Origin of the sequence: Streptomyces sp. NPDC059255 (assembly GCF_042752355.1) — a bacterium.
Classification (GTDB): domain Bacteria; phylum Actinomycetota; class Actinomycetes; order Streptomycetales; family Streptomycetaceae; genus Streptomyces.
Genome location: NZ_JBHYZP010000021.1, coordinates 66,173 through 84,486, shown reverse-complemented (window position 1 = coordinate 84,486; position 18,314 = coordinate 66,173). Strand labels below are relative to the sequence as shown.

At 72.7% G+C, this 18,314-nt stretch carries 17 protein-coding genes; 12 read left to right on the top strand and 5 right to left on the bottom strand.

Features of this window, described 5'->3' with window-relative positions; all coding sequences use genetic code 11:
* Positions 1–99: 99 nt before the first annotated feature.
* The 4 genes from ACFXKG_RS23920 (at position 100) to ACFXKG_RS23905 (ending at position 3,435) form a co-directional block, all read left to right on the top strand.
* Positions 100–600, top strand: a complete 501-nt coding sequence (locus ACFXKG_RS23920; protein ID WP_384842592.1) for a helix-turn-helix domain-containing protein — start codon at positions 100–102, stop codon at positions 598–600.
* A 77-nt stretch (positions 601–677) separates the two neighbouring features.
* Positions 678–1,184 carry a ParH-like protein gene (locus ACFXKG_RS23915; RefSeq protein WP_382892249.1) on the top strand — a complete coding sequence of 169 codons (507 nt, stop codon included), beginning with the start codon at positions 678–680 and terminating at the stop codon, positions 1,182–1,184.
* Between the two features lie 35 nt (positions 1,185–1,219).
* Positions 1,220–2,491, top strand: coding sequence for an MAB_1171c family putative transporter (locus ACFXKG_RS23910; RefSeq protein ID WP_384842587.1), 1,272 nt, complete (start codon positions 1,220–1,222; stop codon positions 2,489–2,491).
* A gap of 8 nt (positions 2,492–2,499) precedes the next feature.
* Positions 2,500–3,435: an oxygenase MpaB family protein gene (locus ACFXKG_RS23905; RefSeq protein WP_384842584.1), complete on the top strand. Its 936-nt coding sequence runs from the start codon at positions 2,500–2,502 to the stop codon at positions 3,433–3,435.
* Positions 3,436–3,490: 55 nt separating this feature from the next.
* Here the strand turns inward: ACFXKG_RS23905 and ACFXKG_RS23900 are convergent, their stop codons facing one another.
* Entirely contained in the window at positions 3,491–4,795 is a 1,305-nt protein-coding gene (locus ACFXKG_RS23900; protein ID WP_384842797.1) for an endo-1,4-beta-xylanase, read from the bottom strand.
* 478 nt (positions 4,796–5,273) lie between these two features.
* On the opposite strand from ACFXKG_RS23900, the gene ACFXKG_RS23895 reads away from it, so the two are divergent.
* On the top strand, positions 5,274–6,062 hold the full coding sequence (locus tag ACFXKG_RS23895; protein WP_384842582.1) for an SDR family NAD(P)-dependent oxidoreductase: 789 nt from the start codon (positions 5,274–5,276) through the stop codon (positions 6,060–6,062).
* A 115-nt stretch (positions 6,063–6,177) separates the two neighbouring features.
* On the opposite strand, the gene ACFXKG_RS23890 is transcribed toward ACFXKG_RS23895, so the two are convergent.
* Together ACFXKG_RS23890 and ACFXKG_RS23885 are read right to left on the bottom strand one after the other, a co-directional pair.
* A complete protein-coding gene (locus ACFXKG_RS23890) occupies positions 6,178–7,662 on the bottom strand; it encodes a family 43 glycosylhydrolase (protein ID WP_384842579.1) in 1,485 nt (494 codons plus the stop codon).
* A 206-nt stretch (positions 7,663–7,868) separates the two neighbouring features.
* Positions 7,869–8,897, bottom strand: a complete 1,029-nt coding sequence (locus ACFXKG_RS23885; protein ID WP_384842576.1) for an LLM class flavin-dependent oxidoreductase — start codon at positions 8,895–8,897, stop codon at positions 7,869–7,871.
* Between the two features lie 105 nt (positions 8,898–9,002).
* Between ACFXKG_RS23885 and ACFXKG_RS23880 the strand changes: the two genes are divergently transcribed.
* The 6 genes from ACFXKG_RS23880 (at position 9,003) to ACFXKG_RS23855 (ending at position 15,375) form a co-directional block, all read left to right on the top strand.
* Entirely contained in the window at positions 9,003–9,848 is an 846-nt protein-coding gene (locus ACFXKG_RS23880; protein ID WP_384842573.1) for a response regulator transcription factor, read from the top strand.
* Positions 9,820–11,997, top strand: coding sequence for a sensor histidine kinase (locus tag ACFXKG_RS23875; protein ID WP_384842570.1), 2,178 nt, complete (start codon positions 9,820–9,822; stop codon positions 11,995–11,997). The genes ACFXKG_RS23880 and ACFXKG_RS23875 overlap by 29 nt, the downstream gene beginning before the upstream one ends.
* A 123-nt stretch (positions 11,998–12,120) precedes the next feature.
* On the top strand, positions 12,121–12,624 hold the full coding sequence (locus tag ACFXKG_RS23870; protein ID WP_384842567.1) for a hypothetical protein: 504 nt from the start codon (positions 12,121–12,123) through the stop codon (positions 12,622–12,624).
* A 256-nt stretch (positions 12,625–12,880) separates the two neighbouring features.
* Positions 12,881–13,537, top strand: a complete 657-nt coding sequence (locus tag ACFXKG_RS23865) for a class F sortase (protein WP_384842564.1) — start codon at positions 12,881–12,883, stop codon at positions 13,535–13,537.
* Between the two features lie 91 nt (positions 13,538–13,628).
* Positions 13,629–14,321, top strand: a complete 693-nt coding sequence (locus ACFXKG_RS23860) for an HAD family hydrolase (RefSeq protein WP_384842561.1) — start codon at positions 13,629–13,631, stop codon at positions 14,319–14,321.
* Positions 14,314–15,375, top strand: coding sequence for a LacI family DNA-binding transcriptional regulator (locus ACFXKG_RS23855; RefSeq protein ID WP_384842558.1), 1,062 nt, complete (start codon positions 14,314–14,316; stop codon positions 15,373–15,375). The genes ACFXKG_RS23860 and ACFXKG_RS23855 overlap by 8 nt, the downstream gene beginning before the upstream one ends.
* A gap of 151 nt (positions 15,376–15,526) precedes the next feature.
* On the opposite strand, the gene ACFXKG_RS23850 is transcribed toward ACFXKG_RS23855, so the two are convergent.
* Both ACFXKG_RS23850 and ACFXKG_RS23845 read right to left on the bottom strand, forming a co-directional pair.
* Positions 15,527–16,207 (bottom strand): response regulator, encoded by a 681-nt coding sequence (locus ACFXKG_RS23850; RefSeq protein ID WP_384842555.1) that lies wholly within the window; start codon positions 16,205–16,207, stop codon positions 15,527–15,529.
* Positions 16,204–17,445: a sensor histidine kinase gene (locus tag ACFXKG_RS23845; protein ID WP_384842552.1), complete on the bottom strand. Its 1,242-nt coding sequence runs from the start codon at positions 17,443–17,445 to the stop codon at positions 16,204–16,206. Before ACFXKG_RS23845 ends, ACFXKG_RS23850 begins: the two co-directional genes overlap by 4 nt.
* A gap of 132 nt (positions 17,446–17,577) precedes the next feature.
* Between ACFXKG_RS23845 and ACFXKG_RS23840 the strand changes: the two genes are divergently transcribed.
* Positions 17,578–18,144 carry a class I SAM-dependent methyltransferase gene (locus tag ACFXKG_RS23840; protein WP_384842549.1) on the top strand — a complete coding sequence of 189 codons (567 nt, stop codon included), beginning with the start codon at positions 17,578–17,580 and terminating at the stop codon, positions 18,142–18,144.
* Positions 18,145–18,314 lie beyond the last annotated feature (170 nt).

Genomic DNA, 18,314 nt, shown 5'->3' with positions numbered 1-18,314 from the left:
CGTCGGCGGCCGAAGAGTTCTATGATCCGACCCATGGCCAACACCGATTCTCCACACTCAGAGACGCCGGCCCCCCGTCCCGGCGGAGACGGGGAGTCAGTGCCTGCCGAGCCGTCGGAGGCTCTGGACTTCGCGGCCCGCTTCCGGCGCGTGATCGCGGTGATCTATCCGAAGGATCTCGGCCGCCCGTGGCGCGACTCGGAGATCGCGGAGGGAACGGGCCTGAGCGGTACGTACATCGGCAACCTCCGCAAGGGCACCCAGAAGCCCAGCCTGGAGAACGCGGTGAAGATCGCCAAGTTCTTCGGCGTTCCGCTGGACTACTTCAGCGACTCCGCCACCGCCCAGGCCGTCGAGCGCGACCTGCGCAAGATCGAGGCGCTGCGGGACGCCCGGGTGGAGCGGATCGCGATGCGGGCGGCCGGGCTGCCTCCCGCGATGCAGGACGCCGCGCTGACGGTGGTCGAGCAGTTGCGCAAGGCGGTGGGGCTGCCGTACGGCCGTACGGAAGGTCACCCGCAGGACCGAACGGAAGGCCATCCGCAGGACCGTACGGAGGGCCGTGACGGCGAGCGTCCCGACGGCCGTTCCGGGGAGTGACCGACGGGGGCAGAACTCCTCTGGGACACTGGCGCCTTGCCGTAGTGGGCGCCGACGCCGAGGCCGATGGGGAGAGTGTGGGAGATCTTGGGCGGACCCGCCGCCGGATGCGGGCCATGGTCAGGGAACTGGACCTGCCACGGACCCGCACCGTCGAGGAGCTCTGCGCGGCGGTCGCCGAGCGGACCGGGCGCCAGGTCCGGCTGGTCCCGCGCCGGATGCGGGTGGGGGAGCCCTCGGGGTTCGTCGAACGCCGCGCGGAAGCCGACATCGTCCACTTCGAGCAGGAGACCTCGTCCCTGCATCAGGCGCACATCATCTGCCACGAACTGGCCCACCTCCTGTGCGGACACCTCGCCGAGGCGCCGACCGCCGACGAGGAGGCGGCCGAGGTGGACCTGCCCACCCTCGACCCCGATCTGGTCCGGCTGGTCCTCGGCCGCTCGCACTACGACGAGGCGGCCGAGACGGAGGCGGAGATCCTCGGCGCGGAGCTGACGCGTAACCTCGTACTGGCTCCCGGCGCCGGGACGACGTCCCAACTGGCGCCCGCGATGGAACACCGCAAAGGACAGCACCTCTGACATGACGGGCGACGTACGGGGACGGGGTGTCGGGCATGTCCGATGAGATGGTGCACGCGTCCCCGCTGCCCGAGACGCCGTTCAACGCCGTCTACCTCGGCATCGGCACGGTGGCCTGGATCGTCGCCGCCCTGAAGATACGGGCCTGGCGCCGCGACCCGAATCAGGGACTGCTCGTCGTCTTCTTCTCGATCGCGGCGCCCGCGACCGCGTTCGTGGTGGCCGCCCCGGTGGTCTACCGGCTGGTCGACCGGCTCGCGCACCGCCCCAATCTGGCCACGCTCCTCGTCTACCTCGGCATCATGGGGTTCTCCGCCGCCGCCGTGGTGCTGGCGCGGATGTGGACCCCGCCGGAGGACCGCGTCGACGCGCGGGTGTGGGACGGGGCCGCCGTGGAGACCTGGCGGCCGGTCCGGCTGCGCCTCGCCGTGTTCGCCGTCCTCGTCGCCGCGATGACCGTGCTGTTCTTCGCCGGCGGGGCCACGAGCCCGCAGACCCCGCTCACCTTCGACACCACCTTCGCCACCGTCCCCTCGATCGCGGTCTTCCTCGTCCTCTACCAGGCCCTGTTCGGCTTCGCGCTGATCGACATCGGCCGGGTCTGCCTCCGGCACGCCGCCGGACTCCCGGACGGGTCGCTGCGCCAGGGGATACGGCAGCTCGCCGTCGGCTCCTTCGTCTCCTGCGGATACGGGGTCTGCAAGCTCGTCGCGATCGGCGCGGCGGCCGGCGGAGTCACCGGCACGGAGTGGCTGAGCACCGCCCTCGGCCCCGCGTTCGCCGCGCTCGGCGCCGTCCTCATCACCGCCGGTTTCGCGGGGCCGGCCATCGCCGCCTGGATCCGCCGGCGCCGCGACTACCAGGCGCTGCGCCCGCTGTGGGACCTCGTCTACCGGGCGGACCGGCGCCTCGCCCTGGAGGCGCCGCCGTCGGCGTGGACCGAGCGGCTCGCCGTACGGGACCTGGAGTGGCGCACCGCGCGGCGCGGACTGGAGATCCGGGACGGGCAGCTGACGCTGCGACCCTGGGTCGACCCCGCGGTGGTCCCCGCCGCCACCGCGCTCGCCGAACGGGCCGGTCTGGACGAGGACGAGCGGTCGGCGCTGATCGTGGCCGTCGCGCTGCGTGGCGCCGTCGAGGCACTGAACGCGGGGACGCCGCCGCTCCCCCGCGAGGACCAGGCCCCACTGCCGGGGCTGGACGCGGAACCGGTGGAGGAGAGGGCCCATCTCGTACAGGTCGCCCGTTATCTGCACGCGCCGCTGACCGGCGAGGCACTGGCCGCCGTCACGGCGGGGACGGGGTGAGCGCCGGTATGAGCGGTACGGCGGAGACGCGGCGGTCGGGGGAGACACGGGAGGGGCGGGAGATCCGGGAGTCACAGGAGGCGCGCGAGGTGCACGAGATACGCGGGACACGCGAGAAGCACGAGACGCGGGGGATGTTGGAGACGGCTGAAGTGCCGGAGACGCCGGAAGTGCCGGAGGCGCGCGACGCTTTCGCGCGGCTGGTGCTGGACACGATGCACGAGGAGTCGAAGCTCGGGCTCACCCTCGGCTTCGTCCGTACCTTCGGCATCCCCGGCATCGCCGAGGTGCTGGCCGGCACGGGCCGGATGACCGGCGACCCGCGCACCCGGACCAAGGCGACCGGGGCGGCGATGTTCACCCTGATCGGGCGCGGGGTGGAGAGCCCCGAGGGCCGGCGGGTCGTCGAGGGGCTGCGCCGGATCCACGACCGGCCCGACATCACGCCCGACCAGATGCGGTACGTCCTGGCCTGCTTCACCGTCTGCCCGCTCCGCTTCATCGACGACCACGGACACCGCGCGGTCACGACGGAGGAGCGGGACGCCGCGTACGCCTTCCACGTCAGCCTGTCGGACGCGCTCGGCCTGTCCGAGGGCGACAGCGAGGACGTGGGCGAGGGCCACAGCGCGGGCGGGAACGGGGCCGGGGCCGGCGCCGGGCTGGCCGGTGTCGAACGCTGGATGCGGGCGTACGAGAGCCGGCACTTCGCGCCGAGCCCCGAGGGCGGCGCGCTCTGGGCCGCCGCCAGCAAGGGCCTGCTGGGCCGCCGGCTGCCCCGCCCCCTCGCCGGCCTAGCCCCGGCGGTGGCCGCCTCGCTGCTGGACGCGCCGCTGCGTACGGCACTCCACGTACGCCGCGCGCCCGCACCCGTACGCGCCCTGGTCACGCTGGCCCTGCGGGCCCAGGCCCGCAAGGGCCGGCGCCGTACCGCCGCCGCCTGACGGCGCGGCGGGCGGGAGGCCCGCCCACCGCGCCGCACCTGGCTCTCCCGGCGGGTCAGGAAGCCGTGCAGGCGCCGACGGTGGGGGCCGACCACTCCCCGTTCGCCATCACCGTGAACCCGAAGCTGGTCGCCGCTCCGGCCGCGAGGGTGCCGTTGCCGTTCGGCCGCATCGTCATGACGTTCCCGCTCGTGTCCCAGGAGGGGGAGCCGTTCCAGGTCGTGGAGACCTTCTGCGGAGCCCGTACGGTCACACCCACCGTCCAGCCGGTGATGGCCGAACTTCCGGCCGTCACCGTCACCTTGCCGTTGAACCGGTCGCCCCAGCGCTCCGTCTCGGAGTACGTGGCGGTGCAGCCCTGGCTGCCTCCGCCTCCGCCTCCGCTGCTGGAGCCGCCGAGCGCGGTCAGCACGGCGGTGTACGCGGGCTTCTTGGCGTAGTTGCCGTCGAAGAGCAGCGGTGTGCCGCTCGCCCGCCACGAGTACTTGTCCGTCACGCCCCACACCGTGATGCCGGTGCAGCGCGAGACGGCCAGGCACGCCTGCGTGACGCGCCGGTAGCTGTCCGCCTGGGGCGCCCCGGATCCCTCGATGTCCAGCTCCGTGATCTGCACGTCGACGCCGAGGTCGGCGAAGCGCTGGAGGTTCTGCTGGTAGTCGCCGGGCACCGGGGACTGCGCGTTGAAGTGTGACTGGAAGCCGACGCAGTCGATGGGCACACCGCGCGCCTTGAAGTCGCGCACCATGGCGTAGACCGCGTTGCTCTTCGCGTTCTGGCCGTCGGTGTTGTAGTCGTTGTAGCAGAGCTTGGCGGCGGGGTCGGCGGCGCGCGCGGTGCGGAACGCCTCCTCGATGAACCCGTCACCGAGCTTGTCCTGGAACGGCGAGCTGCGCCGGGCGCCGGAACTCCCGTCCTGGAACGCCTCGTTCACCACGTCCCAGGAGTGGATCTTCCCCTTGTAGTGCCCGGCGACCTGGGTGATGTGGTTGTTCATCGCCGTCCGCAGATCCGCGGCGCCCAGACCGCCGACCCAGCCGGGGAGCTGGGAGTGCCACACGAGCGTGTGGCCCCGGATCTTCATGCCCCTGCTCTGCGCGTGGCTGACGATCTGGTCGGCCGCGCCGTAGTTGAACGAGTTGCGGCTCGGTTCGAGCGCGTCCCACTTCATCTCGTTCTCGGGCGTGACGCTGTTGAACTCCTGGTTCAGCGTGGACGCGTACCCCGACTCGCCGAGGTGGTTCGCGGCGACGGCGGCACCGAAGTACCGCCCCTTCTCGGCCGCCGACGCGCCGAGCGTGGTCGCGGCGCTCGCGGACGGGGCCGAGGCGAGGACGGCGACCACGGCGGTGACGGCCAGCAGGGCGGTCGGGCGTGCCACGGCGAACAGACGTCTGTTCTGCAACGTACCGATCACACTTCCTCCTTGGAGGTGGTCGAAACATGCGGCTCCCCGGGAGGCCCCCACAACCGGCCCGAGATGACTGACTCTTTCGTAAAGTCAAGCAAAACTTTCGAAACGCGCAAGGGGTGCGGCGGAGTTACGTACGCGCCCCGCCTACGGGATGCGGCTCGCGATGAGCTGGGTGAGGCCGTCCAGGAATCGCCGCATAAGTGCGTAGAGGCCGTGCTCGCCGACGTGTCCGGACGCCTTGTGAGAGGGCTGAGCAGGCAATGTATCTCACTTCGAGTTAAACGGACGATGTCATCCACTTACGCGTTTAGTGTGGGCGTACCAGCGGGCGTACCGGCGGGCGCACACAGCGCCTGCGCAGCTCCGCAACTCCGAAGCTCCGAAACACGACCGTGAAGACAGGTCGACCTTGAACAGGAGAGCAGTCATGGATCTCGATCTCGACGGCAGGCGCGTCCTCGTCACCGGGGGGAGCAAAGGCATCGGCCTCGCGATCGTCAAGGCCTTCCGCGCCGAAGGCGCCGAGGTCGTCGCCGTGTCCCGGAGAACCACAGTGGAACTCGACGCCACCGGCGCCACGTTCGTCTCCGCCGACCTCACCGAACCCGATGCCCCGCGACGGATGGTCGAGAGCGTGCTCGACCTGGACCCGCGCCTCGACGTCCTCGTCAACAACGCCGGTGGCGGGAGCGTGTCCGGGGACATGCTCGCCGACCCCTTCGGTGGCGCGGCCGACGCCTGGGCAGGCGTCTTCGCCCTGAACCTCGGCGCCGCCGTGGAGACGACCCGGGCCGCGCTCCCCGCGCTGACCCGGTCCCGGGGCGCGGTGGTGAGCATCAGCTCGCAGAACGCCCGCGATCCGCGCGGCGCACCGCTGTCCTACTCGGCGGCCAAGGCCGCGCTCAACGCCTTCTCCCGTGGCTTGGCCGAGCAGGTCGCGGAGTCGGGGGTCCGGGTCAACGTCGTCACCCCGTCCGGCACGCGGACCCCGCTGCTGACGGGCGAGGACGGCTTGGGTGCTGAAATGGCCGCGCACATCGGACTCGACCAGGACACGCTGCTGGCGATGCTGCCTCAGCAGGCCGGAATGGTGACCGGCGCATTGATCGACCCGGCCGAGATCGCTCGCGCGGTACTGCTGATGGCGTCTCCGACCATGGCAAGTGTGGTCGGCTCCAACTGGGTGGTGGACGGCGGCGCGCTCAAGACCCCGTGACCGGTGCGCCAGTTCTTCAGGTGCCGGGTGCGGAGGGTGCGGAGGGTGCGGAGGGTGCGGAGGGTGCGGAGGGTGGCGGAGGGCCGCCGGCGGTGCCGGCGGCCGGTCCGCCGCGTCAGTTCACGTAGACCTCGGCGCGGTCGACGCTCACGAAAGAAGCCCCCGATTGGGTGTTGTGTTCCCCCGTCACCCGGACCCGCAGGGTGTGGTTGCCGCTTGGCAGTTGTGGGCTGACGTACTGCACCGCCTCGCCGACGCGGATCGCGTTGTGGAAGTCCACCCGCTGCTCCGGACCGCCGTCGACGCTGATGGCCGCGTAGCCGTTGCCGGTGTCCTTGACGGAGAGCAGGGCGATGCGGGTGCCGGTGAAGGCGAAGGTCGCCGTGGCGCCCGCCCGGTCGCTCCAGTGGTCGTCGCTCCAGAAGCACTGCGTGGCGCAGCCCGACCCGGAATTCCAGGCGCCGGTGTAGGTGACGCCGCCGGGACCGCTGGAGCGGCCGTCGTCGTTGATCCAGTAGTTGCCGGACCCGGGATCACCGGAGGGCAGGTTCTGGGTGGCCCCCATGGCGAGCGGTCGGCCGAAGTCGGGGCTGCCGTCGGCCCGCCAGGTGAACTTCTGCGCCCGCGTGGTGCGGTTGCTGTAGGTGTTCACCGACGTGGACTTCGCGTGGTAGACGATCCAGTCCTCCGTGCCGTCGGGGGACCGGAAGAAGGCGTGATGGCCGGGGCCGAACACCCCTCGGTCGTCGGCCCGCGAGAACACCGCGCCCTGGTGCTGGCGCCAGTTGCCCGGCACGAGCGGGTCGGCGTCCAGCGGCATCGACATCATCCAGACCTGGTAGTCCGGTTTGCCCGTGTCGCAGGTGGAGTAGGTCATCCAGACCCGCCCGTTGCGGTACAGGAACTCCGGTCCCTCGCGCACCTCGGGGCAGCCGCCGGCGCCGTTGAGGGCGACGGCGTTGCCGGAGACGGTGTACGGGTTGGACATCGGGGCGATGTTGAGCCCGTTGTGCTGGTACTGGTTGATGCCGCTGTACGCGAGGTAGAGCCGGCCGCCCACCTGGAGGATGCCCGCGTCGATGGCGAAGTCGTTCGCGTGGTTGGGCGGGGCGAGCTTCGCCTTGAAGTGGTACGGACCGGTGGGATCGTCGCCCTCCGACTCCAGGACGTACAGCCGGTGGTGGTCGTCGACGCCGTCGTCGGCCGTGTAGTAGAGGTACCAGCGGTCGCCGAAGCGGTAGAACTCCGGCGCCCAGATGTTGCGGTTGCGGGACGGGTCGGTGTCCGTCCAGACGGTGATGGGGGCGGCCGTCATCAGCGTGCCCAGCGACGGGGAGCGCCACATCCGGATGCTGTTGCCCTGGGTCGTCGTGAGGTAGTAGTTCCCCTTCCACTGCGTCATGAAGGGGTCGGGGCCGGTGTTGAGGGGGTTGCGGAACGTGCCGGCCGCGGCGGCGACCCGCGGCGCGGAACCGGGGGCGGGCGGCGCCGCGGCGGCCGGGGCGGTGAGCGCGGGCAGCAGGCCCACGACGAGCCCGAGCAGGGCGGCGACGAGCAGGGCGGTGCGCGTGCGGGGAGGTCTGGTGGGGTCGGGAAGCACGGGGGCTCCTTTCCACGGCTCTTCACATCAAGGCGTCTTCACGTCAAGCGTCTTTACATCGATGTAACGGCGAGGCGTCACGCTAGGGACGCCCCGCCCCCGTGTCAACAGTCCGGAGCGGGCGTACGACAGTCCGGAAACGGCGTACGACAGGCCCGGAACGGCTTACGACAGTCGGGAAACGGCGTACGACGAGGGAGGAGGGGCTACGCGGTGGCGGGCCGCTGCCAACCCAGGGCCGGGCCGAGGTTGTCGGCGATGTCGGTGAGGATCTGGACGTAGTCCTCGTGGCCGAAGGTGAACGGCAGCGCGAAGGCGACCTCGTCGATCTCGCGGAACGCGGCGTGCGCGTGGAGCCGTTCGGCGAGCTCCGCCGAGGACCCGACCAGATCGGGCGCGAACATCAGCCGCGCCGGACCCTGCGGAGCGGCCGTACGCGGCAGGCGCGTCCGGGCGTACTCCTCGTACCTCGCGCGCTGCTCCCGCGTGGCGCTGTCGGTCGGGATGACCACGAGCCCCTGCGAGACCCGGGCACGTTCGCCGTCGGGGTGGTGGGCCCGGAAGGTGCGGATGTGCGAGAGCTGGATCTCCGCGAAGTCCGGCGCCCCGCCCGGGCCTTCGGCCTCCTCGGCCTTAACCACGCTGCTGGTCAGAAAATTCATGCCGTGCTCACCGGCCCACCGGGCCGACCGCAGGCTGCCGCCGCCGTACCACATGCGCGCGCCCAGGCCGGGGGAGTGCGGCTCCACCCGGTCGGAGAAGGACTCGAAGCCCTGGACGCCGCTGAAGCCGGAGGCGCGCTCGCCGCGTACGAAGTCCAGCAGCCGCCGCACGCGATCGTGGCCGAAGTCCTCGGCCTCGGCGGTGTCCGGGTAGAGCGCCTCCTTGACCTGGTCGTAGTGCATCGGCGGGCCGACGCTGACCCCCGGGTTGAGCCGGCCGCCGGAGAGGACGTCGACGGTCGCCAGGTCCTCGGCGAGCCGCAGCGGATTCTCCCAGCCGAGCGGGATGACCGCCGTGCCCAGCTCGATCCGCGAGGTGCGCTGCGAGGCGGCGGCCAGCAGCGCCACGGGGGAGGAGATGCCGTACTGGAGGTGCCGGTGGCGCACCCAGGCGCTGTCGAACCCCAGCCGCTCGCCCAGTTCGATGATCTCCAGCGTGGACTCGTGTCCCGGGCCCGGATCGGCCCCGTCGAACAGCCCGATCGTCAGGAACCCCAGCTTCCGAAGCTTCATGGCCGGTCGAACACCGAGCCGGCCCCCGGCATTCCGCCCGCGACCGGACCGCGCTCAACTTCGTTTTCCGGAGCGGAAGTTGCCGCTTCGCCTACGATCGTCGGCGTGTGCGCAAACATCATGGTCGCCGAAGACGACGCGAAGCAGGCCGAGCTCGTGCGCCGCTACCTGGAGCACGAGGGGCACTCCGTCACCGTCGTGGTGGACGGCCGCGCGGCGCTGGAAGGGGTCCGGCACGCCGAGCCCGACCTGCTCGTCCTCGACGTCATGATGCCCCGGGCCGACGGCCTCGACGTCGTACGGATCCTGCGCGCCGAAGGCCGGGAGGTGCCGGTGCTGATGCTGACGGCGCGCAGCACCGAGGACGATCTGCTGCTCGGTCTGGACCTCGGCGCGGACGACTACATGACCAAGCCGTTCAGCCCGCGCGAGCTGGTGGCCCGGGTCCGTACGCTGCTCCGCCGCCACCGGCGCTCGGCCGTGCCCGCGTCGGCCGCCGTGCCCGCGCCCGCTTCCCCTCCCGCCCCCGTCCCGGCCTCCGCTTCCGTGCCTCCTGCGCCCCTGCCTGCCGTGCCCGCCGTCGAGGCCGGGGCGGCGGCCGAGGACGAGGTGCTGTCCGTGGGCACGCTCAGGATCGATCCGGGCCGGCACGAGGTGTCGGTCGAGGGAACGCCGGTCGCGTGCACGCCCGGTGAGTTCCGCATCCTCGTCGCGATGGCGACGGAACCGGACCGGGTCTTCACCCGGAAGCGGCTCCTGGAGGAACTGCACGGCTTCGACAAGTACATCAGCGGGCGCACCGTCGACGTACACGTCATGCATCTGCGCAAGAAGATCGAGCGCACCCCCCGGCGGCCGGCCCGGCTGCTCACCGTGTTCGGCGTCGGCTACAAGCTGACGGATCCCGCGAAGAACGGACGCCATGCCCCGTCCTCCTCACACTCGTCCTGAGCCTCTCCCCGACGCCCGTCGCTCCGCCCGTCGCTCCGCCCGTCGCTCCGCCCGCCGGGAGCGGCGGGCCGTCCGGCTGCCGCTCCGCAGGAGCGTCCTCGGCCGGCTGCTGACGGTGTCGGCGGTGGTCGCCTCGTGCTCGGTCGCCGCCACCGCGTGGCTCGTCGTGCAGACGACCTCGGTCGCGATCCGCCAGGAGCAGGGGCAGAACCTCAGCGCCGACGCCGAGATCTACAACACCCTGCTGGGGTACGCGGCCACGCATCCGAGCTGGGAGGGCGTCGGCGACACGGCGCGGAAACTGGCCGGGGAGTCCGAGCGCCGGATCACGCTGACCACCCAGGACCGGCGCCCGCTTTTCGACTCGGCCGCCTCGAAGTCCGGTGGCGCCTCCGGCGTCGACCCGCTGCCGGAGCAGGCGTCGGCGGTCGTCGACCCGCTCTCCGTCGACACCGTGCTGGTGCCTGACGCGGCCTCCGCCGACGCGGACCGCGTCGACCCGCGCGCCGTGGGGCCCTTCCTGCTGCCCGCCGGTGAACGTACGAGACTCCGGGCGGCCGCCGCCGAGAACGTGGCGTGTCTCAACAGGCAGGGCATCGCCGCGGATGTCGCCGAGAGCCCGAGCGGGCGCCCCCGTATCCAGTACGTCGGGAACGACACCGACCGCGCGTCGGAGGACAAGTGCCTGGCCGGCTCGCCGGAGGGCCCCACCGGGACCGAGCGGAAGGCCCTCGGCAAGCTCAACCAACTGGCCGACGACTGCCTGGAACGCCAGGACCTGCCGGGCGTGAAGCTGAACCTGGACCTGTCCTGGGACCGGGGGTACGGGGCCGGATCGGGGACCGTCGCCCTCCCGGCCGGGGCAGCCCCCGCGGACGAGGCCGCCGCGCGGTTGAAGGAGAAGCTGGCCGCGGACTCGAAGCAGGCCGAGACGGACGCGGTGGCGCGGAAGAGGGCGGCCGCGGCCTACGGGTACCAGGGGCCGGCGGCCGAAGTCCGTGACAGCAAGCACGACCGGGCCATCGCCTCCTGCGTCGGCAGCGCCCGCCGCGAACAGCTCACGGAGTACGTCGCCGCGCCCGCCCTGCTGTTCATCGACGGCCCGCGCGCCGTCAGCGTGCCCGGGTTCGACCTCTCACCGACCAACACCGCCCGTATCGCCGGGGTCGCGGCCCTGGTCCTCGCCCTCACCGTCGGTGCCTCGGTGATCGCGGGGACCCGGTTCGTACGCCCCTTGCACGCGCTCACCGGCGCCGCCCAGCGGATGCGGGACGGGCTGGACTCGGCGCCCGTACCGGTCGGGGCGGACAACGAGATCGGCCGACTGGCCGCGGCCTTCAACGACATGGCCGCCCACCGCGCCCAACTGGAGCAGCAGCGCAGGGTGATGGTCAGCGATGTCGCCCACGAGCTGCGCACCCCGCTGAGCAACATCCGCGGCTGGCTGGAGGCGGCACAGGACGGGCTGGCCGACCCCGACCCGGCCTTCGTCGCCTCGCTCCACGACGAGGCCGTGCAGCTCCAGCACATCATCAACGATCTGCAGGACCTGGCGGCGGCCGATGTCGGCGCGCTGCGCCTCAACATGGAGCCCGTACGCGTCGACGACCTGATCGGCCAGGTGGCCGCCGCGCACCAGGGGCTGGCGGAGACCGCGGGCGTCACCCTGGCGGTTCTTTCGCCGGAGCCGGGCACCCAGCACCCGCGCCCGCCGCTGCTCGACGCCGACCCGGTCCGGCTGCGCCAGGCCGTCAGCAACCTGGTCTCCAACGCGGTACGCCACACCCCGTCCGGCGGCCGGGTGTCCCTGCGCGCATATGTCACCGGAGCGGGGGAAGGCTCCGGTGACGCGGTGGCCGTCGAGGTCGCCGACACCGGGACCGGTATCCCGGCGGCCGATCTTCCGCACGTGTTCGACCGCTTCTGGCGGGCGGAGAAGTCCCGCAGCCGGAGCACCGGCGGCAGCGGCCTCGGCCTGGCGATCGTCCTCAAGCTCGCCGAGGCCCACGGCGGCACGGCGAGCGCGGTGAGCACGGAGGGGGAGGGCTCGGTCTTCACCCTGCGGCTGCCCGCAGGGTCCGGGGGGAGCGTAGAGGCCGGGAAGACCGGGGCGAGCGGTGGAGCTGACGGAATGACTGCACGGCCCTGATGCGATGGCTATGAGGTCCTGACAGGTTCTTCACATCTGATCGCCACTGTTGCGTCATGCCCGGAACCTGGTGCGATTCGGCATCCAGGAACGACCCGAGCCGGGCCGGAAGTGGAGCCGTACATGTCCCGTCGCCTCAGCATGCGTCTCGCCGCCCTGACCGTCGTCGCGGCCGGCACCCTGCTCGTCCCGGCCACCGCGGCCGTCGCCGACCAGGTACCGACCACGGTGGCGAACGAGAAGCCGAGCGAGAGCCCGAGCGACCGGTCGGCCGAGAAGGCCGCGGACCAGAAGACGAAGGAAGCCGAGGCGCAGCGGGCCGAGAAGGTGCGCGCCGCCGAGAAGGCCAAGGCCGCGCAGACGGCCCCGCGCGGCGCTGTGGCCGCCGGCGACGCTCCGAGCGAGAAGGCGAAGCGGGCGGAGGACGCCGCGGCGATGAAGGCGCGCGCCGCCGAGAAGGCCAAGGCCGCCCAGACGGCCCCGCGCGGCGCTGTCGCCGCGGGCGAGGCCCCGGCCGGCAGCACCGGCGTCGCGCCCCTGGCCGGTACGGCCGCCGGCGCGATGCTGCTCGCGGGAGCGGGCACCTTCGTCATCCGCCGCCGCTCGGGCGCGCGCGCCGACGGCTGATCCGTAGCGCTTCCGATCGGCAGCACGGCTGATCGGCAGCACGGCTGATTCGTAGCGCGTCCCATCCGGCAGCGCGTCCGACCCGTAGCGGTGTCCGATCCGTTGCGGCGTCCGGCGCCTGCCCACCCCGTCGGGGCTCACGCCCCACCCGTACACACCGCTTCACCGCGTACCGCCTGATCAGGCATCACCGTGGCGCCGCCCTCGCCGGGCGGCGCCATCGTGACATCCTCCGGTCCACCTTCTGGAGCCTTCCGTGTCCCCAGCGCACCCTCCGGTACGGCGCCCCCGCACCCTGCCGGCCGTCCTGGCCCTCGCCGTCGCCGCCCTCCCCCTGCTCACCGGCTGCTCGTCCGCCCCCGAAAAGGCCGCCGCGGAAAGCTCCGGCACCGTGGCCGTCGGCACCCCCTCGCCCGGCGGGGAGTCCGGGGCGGGTGGGTCGGGGGCGGGTGAGCCGGCGGCCGGGGAGGCCGCGGCGCCCGCCAAGGTCGACATCCCCTCGCTGGGGATCAGCAGTTCGCTGATGGAGCTGGGCCTCAACGAGGACGGCACCGTCGAGGTCCCGCCCGCCGAGAAGGGCATGACCGCGGGCTGGTACACCGGCGGCGCGGTACCCGGCGAGGCCGGTGCCGCCGTCATCATCGGCCACAACGACACCCGCTTCGGCAAGGCCGTCTTCCACGACCTGGAGAAGATTACCAAGGGCGCGGACATCACCGTCACCGACGACGAGGGAGCGGCGAAGCGCTTCACCGTCAAGGAAACCGAGAGCGTCAGCAAGAACGCCTTCCCCACCGACAAGGTCTACGGCCGGACCGACACCCCCGTCCTGCGGCTGATCACCTGCGACGGCGACTTCGACGCCGAGGGGCACCCGGTGAACAACCTCATCGTCTACGCGACGCCGGCCTGACCGTACGCGACGCCGGCCTGACCGCGATGCTGCCGACGGTGCCGCGAACGCCCTGTCGGTGCGGGGTGCCGGTCCGTTATGATCCCGGCTTGTGGAACGTTCCCATTCTTCTTCCGAAACGACGGCGGTCGTCTACGACCTCGGTGGTGTCCTGGTGCCGTCCGGCGGTGCGCTGGCCGCGCTCTCCGCCGCGCTCGACGTGCCGCAGGACGAACTGGCCGAGCCCTACTGGGCCTACCGGGACAGCTACGACGAGGGCGACGCCCCTGCCGCGTACTGGCAGCGGGTCGGCGCCGCGCTCGGGCGCCGGCTGGACGGGGAGTGGGTCGGCCGCCTCGACCGGATCGACGTCGCGGGCTGGTCGCGGATCGCGGACGACGTGACGGCGATGCTCTCCTCGCTGGCGGCCTCCGGCATACCGCTGGGCGTGCTGTCCAACGCCCCGGTGTCGCTGGCCGACGCGGTGCGGCGGTCGGCGTGGAGCACCGTCTTCCAGGGCCTGGTCTTCTCGTCCGACGTCGGTCTGCTCAAGCCCGATCCGCGGGTCTACCGGGCCGCGGACGAGCGGCTGGGGTACTCGCCCGCGAACGTCGTGTTCTTCGACGACCGGCCGGGGAACGTCGCGGCGGCCCGCGCCCACGGCTGGCGCGCCCATGTGTGGACCGGCTGCGAGGGCGCGCGCGAGGTGCTCGCGCAGGAGGGACTGCGGGAGGGCCTGCGGGACGGATCGCGGGACGGCCTGCGGGACGGGCTCGGGCGGCCGGGAGGTCCGCTCGATGGCTGAGCGGCCGCGCAATCCGACGATCATCGATGTCGCCGCCCGCGCGGGGGTGTCCAAATCGGTGGTCTCCCGTGTCGTCTCCGGCCGGGGCAGCGTCGGCGAGGAGACCCGCAGGCGCGTGCTGGAGGCGGCGGCGGAACTGGGGTACGTCGTCAACGCGGTCGCCCGCGCCATGGTGGCCCACCGTACGTACACGGTCGGGGTGTTCGTCCGCGACGCCGCCACGGCCTTCTACGGTCACCTGCTCGCGGCGATGCAGGAGCGCGCGGCGTTCCACGGCTACCGGGTGGTGACGACGACGGGTTCGGGGCGGTTCGCGGTGGCCGACGAGTACCGCGCCCTGGAGACCCTGGCCATGCTGCGCGTCGAGGCGCTGATCGTGTGCAGCGGGCTGCTGCCCGCCGAGAAGATCGTGCCGTTCGCCGAGCGGCTGCCGACCGTCGTGGCCGGGCGCCCCGAGACCCACCGGAGCATCACCAGCGTCTTCTGCGACGAGGAGGAGGGCGGTGCGGCGCTCGCCGACCACCTTGCCGGGCTCGGCCACCGGCAGGTCGCGGTGATCGCCGTGCCGAAGACCTCCTCGGTGACCATGGCGCCACGGACCCGGGCCATGGCCCGGCGCCTGCGGGAGCGGGGCGTCCGCGTCCTGGAGATCGAGGGGACGCGCAGCGAGGAGGCCGGCGGCTGGGCGGCGGAGGTGCTGCGGCATCCCGGGATCACTGCGGTGATGGCCCCCAGCGACCGCCACGCCGTCGATCTGCTGGAGCAGCTCCACCTCCGGGGCGTGTCCGTGCCCGGGGACCTGTCCGTCACCGGTTACGACGGGATCGGGCCGCTGAGCACGCCCCTGATCGGCCTGACGAGCTGGCGCCAGCCGATCGAACTGATCGGTAGCGGTGCCATCGACGCCGTGGTGCGTCTGCTCGACGGGGAACAGCCGCCGGACCATCATCTGGCGCTGTCCGGCTCGCTGGTGACGGGGCGTACGACGGCATCGCTGTCCGAGATGAGCACGGAGGAACCGCCGCACTCCGGCGCCGAGGCCGGGAAGCACTGAGCTACTGGGTCACCCGGGGCCGGGGCGGCGTGCGGGCGGCAGCCCGCGCACCGCACCGGCCGGGACGCCGACGCTCGACGTGTGCCCGGAGCACCACGGCGATGCGGGCTGCCCGGCGGGGTGCCCGGCCCTGTTCAGTCCCCGGCGCTGTTCAGTCCCCGGCCCGTATCAGTCCGCTCTCGTAGGCGAAGATCACCGCGTGGACACGGTCGCGGAGGCCGAGTTTGGTCAGGATGCGGCCGAGGTGGGTTTTGACGGTCGTCTCCCCGACGAAGAGGCGGTCCGCGATCTCGCCGTTGGCCAGTCCGCGGCCGACCAGGGCGAGGACTTCTCGTTCCCGGTCGGTGAGTGCGGCCAGGCGGCTGCGCTGGGCGGGCGCGGACGCGGGGGCGTGCAGGACGAAGCGTTCGACCAGGCGCCGGGTGAGCGACGGTGCCACCATGACCTCGCCCCGCAGCACCGCGCGGACGGTCACCAGGATCTCCTCGGCGGGGGCGTCCTTGACGAGGAAGCCGTTCGCGCCGGCCCGCAGGGCCGCGTAGGCGTACTCGTCGAGGTCGAAGGTGGTGACGACGAGGATCCGGGGCCCGTCGGGCTGTGCGCAGAGGTGTTCGGTCGCGGCGAGCCCGTCCAGACCGGGCATGCGTACGTCCATCAGGACGAGGTCCGGCTCCAGGGCGGCCACGCCCGCGATCGCCGCGTCGCCGTCGGCGGCCTCGCCCACCACGGTGAGGTCGGGCTGGCTGTCGACGACCATGCGCAGCCCCAGCCGGATCAGCTCCTGGTCGTCGCAGATCAGCACCCGGGACGGTGACGGGCTCCGGCCGGTCATGGGGTCGCCGTGGTGGGCTCGGGTCTTGTGGGGCGCAGGACGGCGGCGACCCGGTAGCCCCCGTCGGGTGTGGGGCCGGCGTCGACGCTCCCGCCGTACAGGGCGGTGCGTTCGCGCATGCCGGTGAGTCCTCGGCCGCGGGAGAGCAGTGGGGCGGGGTGCTCCGGGGCGGCTCCCGCTCCGGCGGAGTTCTCCACCCGGACGCGGACCAGCCGCCCGGGCCCCTCGGTACCGGTGTCGACCCGGACATGGACCGTGGCGTCCGGCGCTGCGTGCTTGACGACGTTGGTGAGCGCCTCCTGCACGATGCGGTACGTCTGCGCGGTGAGATCTGCCGTGAGGCCGCCCCGCTCGCCGCGAAGGTCCAGCCGGGCGCGCGTGCCGTTCGTGTTGAGGCGTCCGACCAGCCGCCGCAGATCGGCCGAGAGGGACTCGCCGGCCCCACCGTTGTCGGGGCCGGGGCCGGGGGTGCGCAGCACCTCCAGCAGCCGGCGCAGTTCGTCCAGGGCCTCGCGGCCGGTCGCGCTGATGACACCGAGGGTGCGGTCGACGACCTCGGGGTCGGCGTGCCGCATCAGTCTGCCGCCCTCCGCGTTCAGCACCATCACGCTCACGCTGTGCGCGAGGACGTCGTGGATCTCGCGGGCGATGCGGGCCCGCTCCTCGGCGACGGCGACCCGGGCCAGGGCGAGGCGCTCCGACTCGGCGAGCGCGGCCCGCCGCTCGAACTCCGCGATATAGGCGCGCCGGGCACGGACGTACTCGCCGAACACCCAGGCCCCGGCCAGCAGGAGCCCCACGGCGAGCGGGGTGAGCCAGGCGCCGCGGGCGCCCGGGCCCCCGTAGTCCCGCTGCCAGGCGGGAACCCACAGCAGAACGCAGCCGGCGGCACAGACCACCGTCGCCGCGGCAGCCCGGCGCAGGCCGCGCACGGTGAGGGTGGCCAGGACCGCGGCCAGGGCGACGGCGCCGCGTCCCGGTTCCTGTCCCCACACCTCTCCGAGGTACTGGGCCCAGAACCCGGCAGTCACCAGGGCCGCGACGAGTACCGGTCGGCGGCGGCGCCACAGCAGGGGCAGCACCAGGGCGGCGTAGACGCCCGCCTGTACCCAGACGGGCCGCCAGCCCGGCTGGGGGCGGATCACCGGGGGCACGGCCACCAGCACGAGCAGCAGCAGGTCCGTCAGCCACGGATGTCCGCGCCGCAGGCGGGGCAGGGTCTCCATCAGCCGTTGCACCGCCTCACGCTACGGCCGGGGCCCGCTCCCCGGCATCGTCCTGGCGGGCGTCACGGGGTCCTCCCGCAGTCGTACGGACACGGGCCGGGGATACGACGTGCGGCTACCCGGGGCGTTTCCACCATGGCCACCATGTCGATCACCACCGAGTTCCTCAGACGGCCCCTCACGACCGGTGCCGTGGCGGCCAGTTCACGACGGCTGGCGTACGCGATGACCGAGGGCATCGGCCTGGAGCGAGCCCGGCTCGTCGCCGAGCTCGGCCCGGGGACCGGGGTGTTCACCGACGCCATCCTCGCCCGGCTCGCCCCCGACGCACGGCTCGTCGCCGTCGAACTCAACCCGGTGCTCGCCGCCCGGCTGTCGGCCACCCGGCGCGACACACGGCTGACCGTGGTCCAGGGCACGGCGGCGGAGCTGGCCGCTTCGGTCGGCGAACCGGTCGACACGGTGGTCTCCGGGCTGCCGTGGACGGTCATGCCGCACCACCGGCGCGGGCAGATCCTGGATGCCGTGACCGAAGTCCTCGCGCCCGGCGGCCGGTTCACCACCTTCGCCTATCTGCACGCGGCCTGGACCCCGCCCGCCCGTCACTTCACCGCCGAACTGGCCGTCCGTTTCGACCGGTTGGAACGCTCGAAGGCGGTGTGGGCGAACCTCCCGCCCGCTTTCGTGCACCGGGCCACCCGGAGGCCATGACCGCGAGCAGGCCCGCGTGGGGGCGGCGGGGAGGCTGCCGGTCCGAGGCGCCGGCCGGGTTCCCCGGCAGTCCGCGCACCCGGGACGAGGAGAGCCCTGCGGCAGAACGGCACCCTGTATCCGCGCATACCGGAGCCAATCAGTGCCAACCAGCGCTGATCCGCGCCAAT

Bases quoted from the DNA above. Each gene is read 5' to 3' on its own strand.
- ACFXKG_RS23910 (WP_384842587.1), top strand. From the start codon at position 1,220: ATGTCCGATGAGATGGTGCACGCGTCCCCGCTGCCCGAGACGCCGTTC.
- ACFXKG_RS23905 (WP_384842584.1), top strand. From the start codon at position 2,500: ATGAGCGGTACGGCGGAGACGCGGCGGTCGGGGGAGACACGGGAGGGG.
- ACFXKG_RS23895 (WP_384842582.1), top strand. From the start codon at position 5,274: ATGGATCTCGATCTCGACGGCAGGCGCGTCCTCGTCACCGGGGGGAGC.
- ACFXKG_RS23885 (WP_384842576.1), bottom strand. From the start codon at position 8,897: ATGAAGCTTCGGAAGCTGGGGTTCCTGACGATCGGGCTGTTCGACGGG.
- ACFXKG_RS23875 (WP_384842570.1), top strand. From the start codon at position 9,820: ATGCCCCGTCCTCCTCACACTCGTCCTGAGCCTCTCCCCGACGCCCGT.
- ACFXKG_RS23870 (WP_384842567.1), top strand. From the start codon at position 12,121: ATGTCCCGTCGCCTCAGCATGCGTCTCGCCGCCCTGACCGTCGTCGCG.
- ACFXKG_RS23855 (WP_384842558.1), top strand. From the start codon at position 14,314: ATGGCTGAGCGGCCGCGCAATCCGACGATCATCGATGTCGCCGCCCGC.
- ACFXKG_RS23850 (WP_384842555.1), bottom strand. From the start codon at position 16,207: ATGACCGGCCGGAGCCCGTCACCGTCCCGGGTGCTGATCTGCGACGAC.
- ACFXKG_RS23840 (WP_384842549.1), top strand. From the start codon at position 17,578: ATGTCGATCACCACCGAGTTCCTCAGACGGCCCCTCACGACCGGTGCC.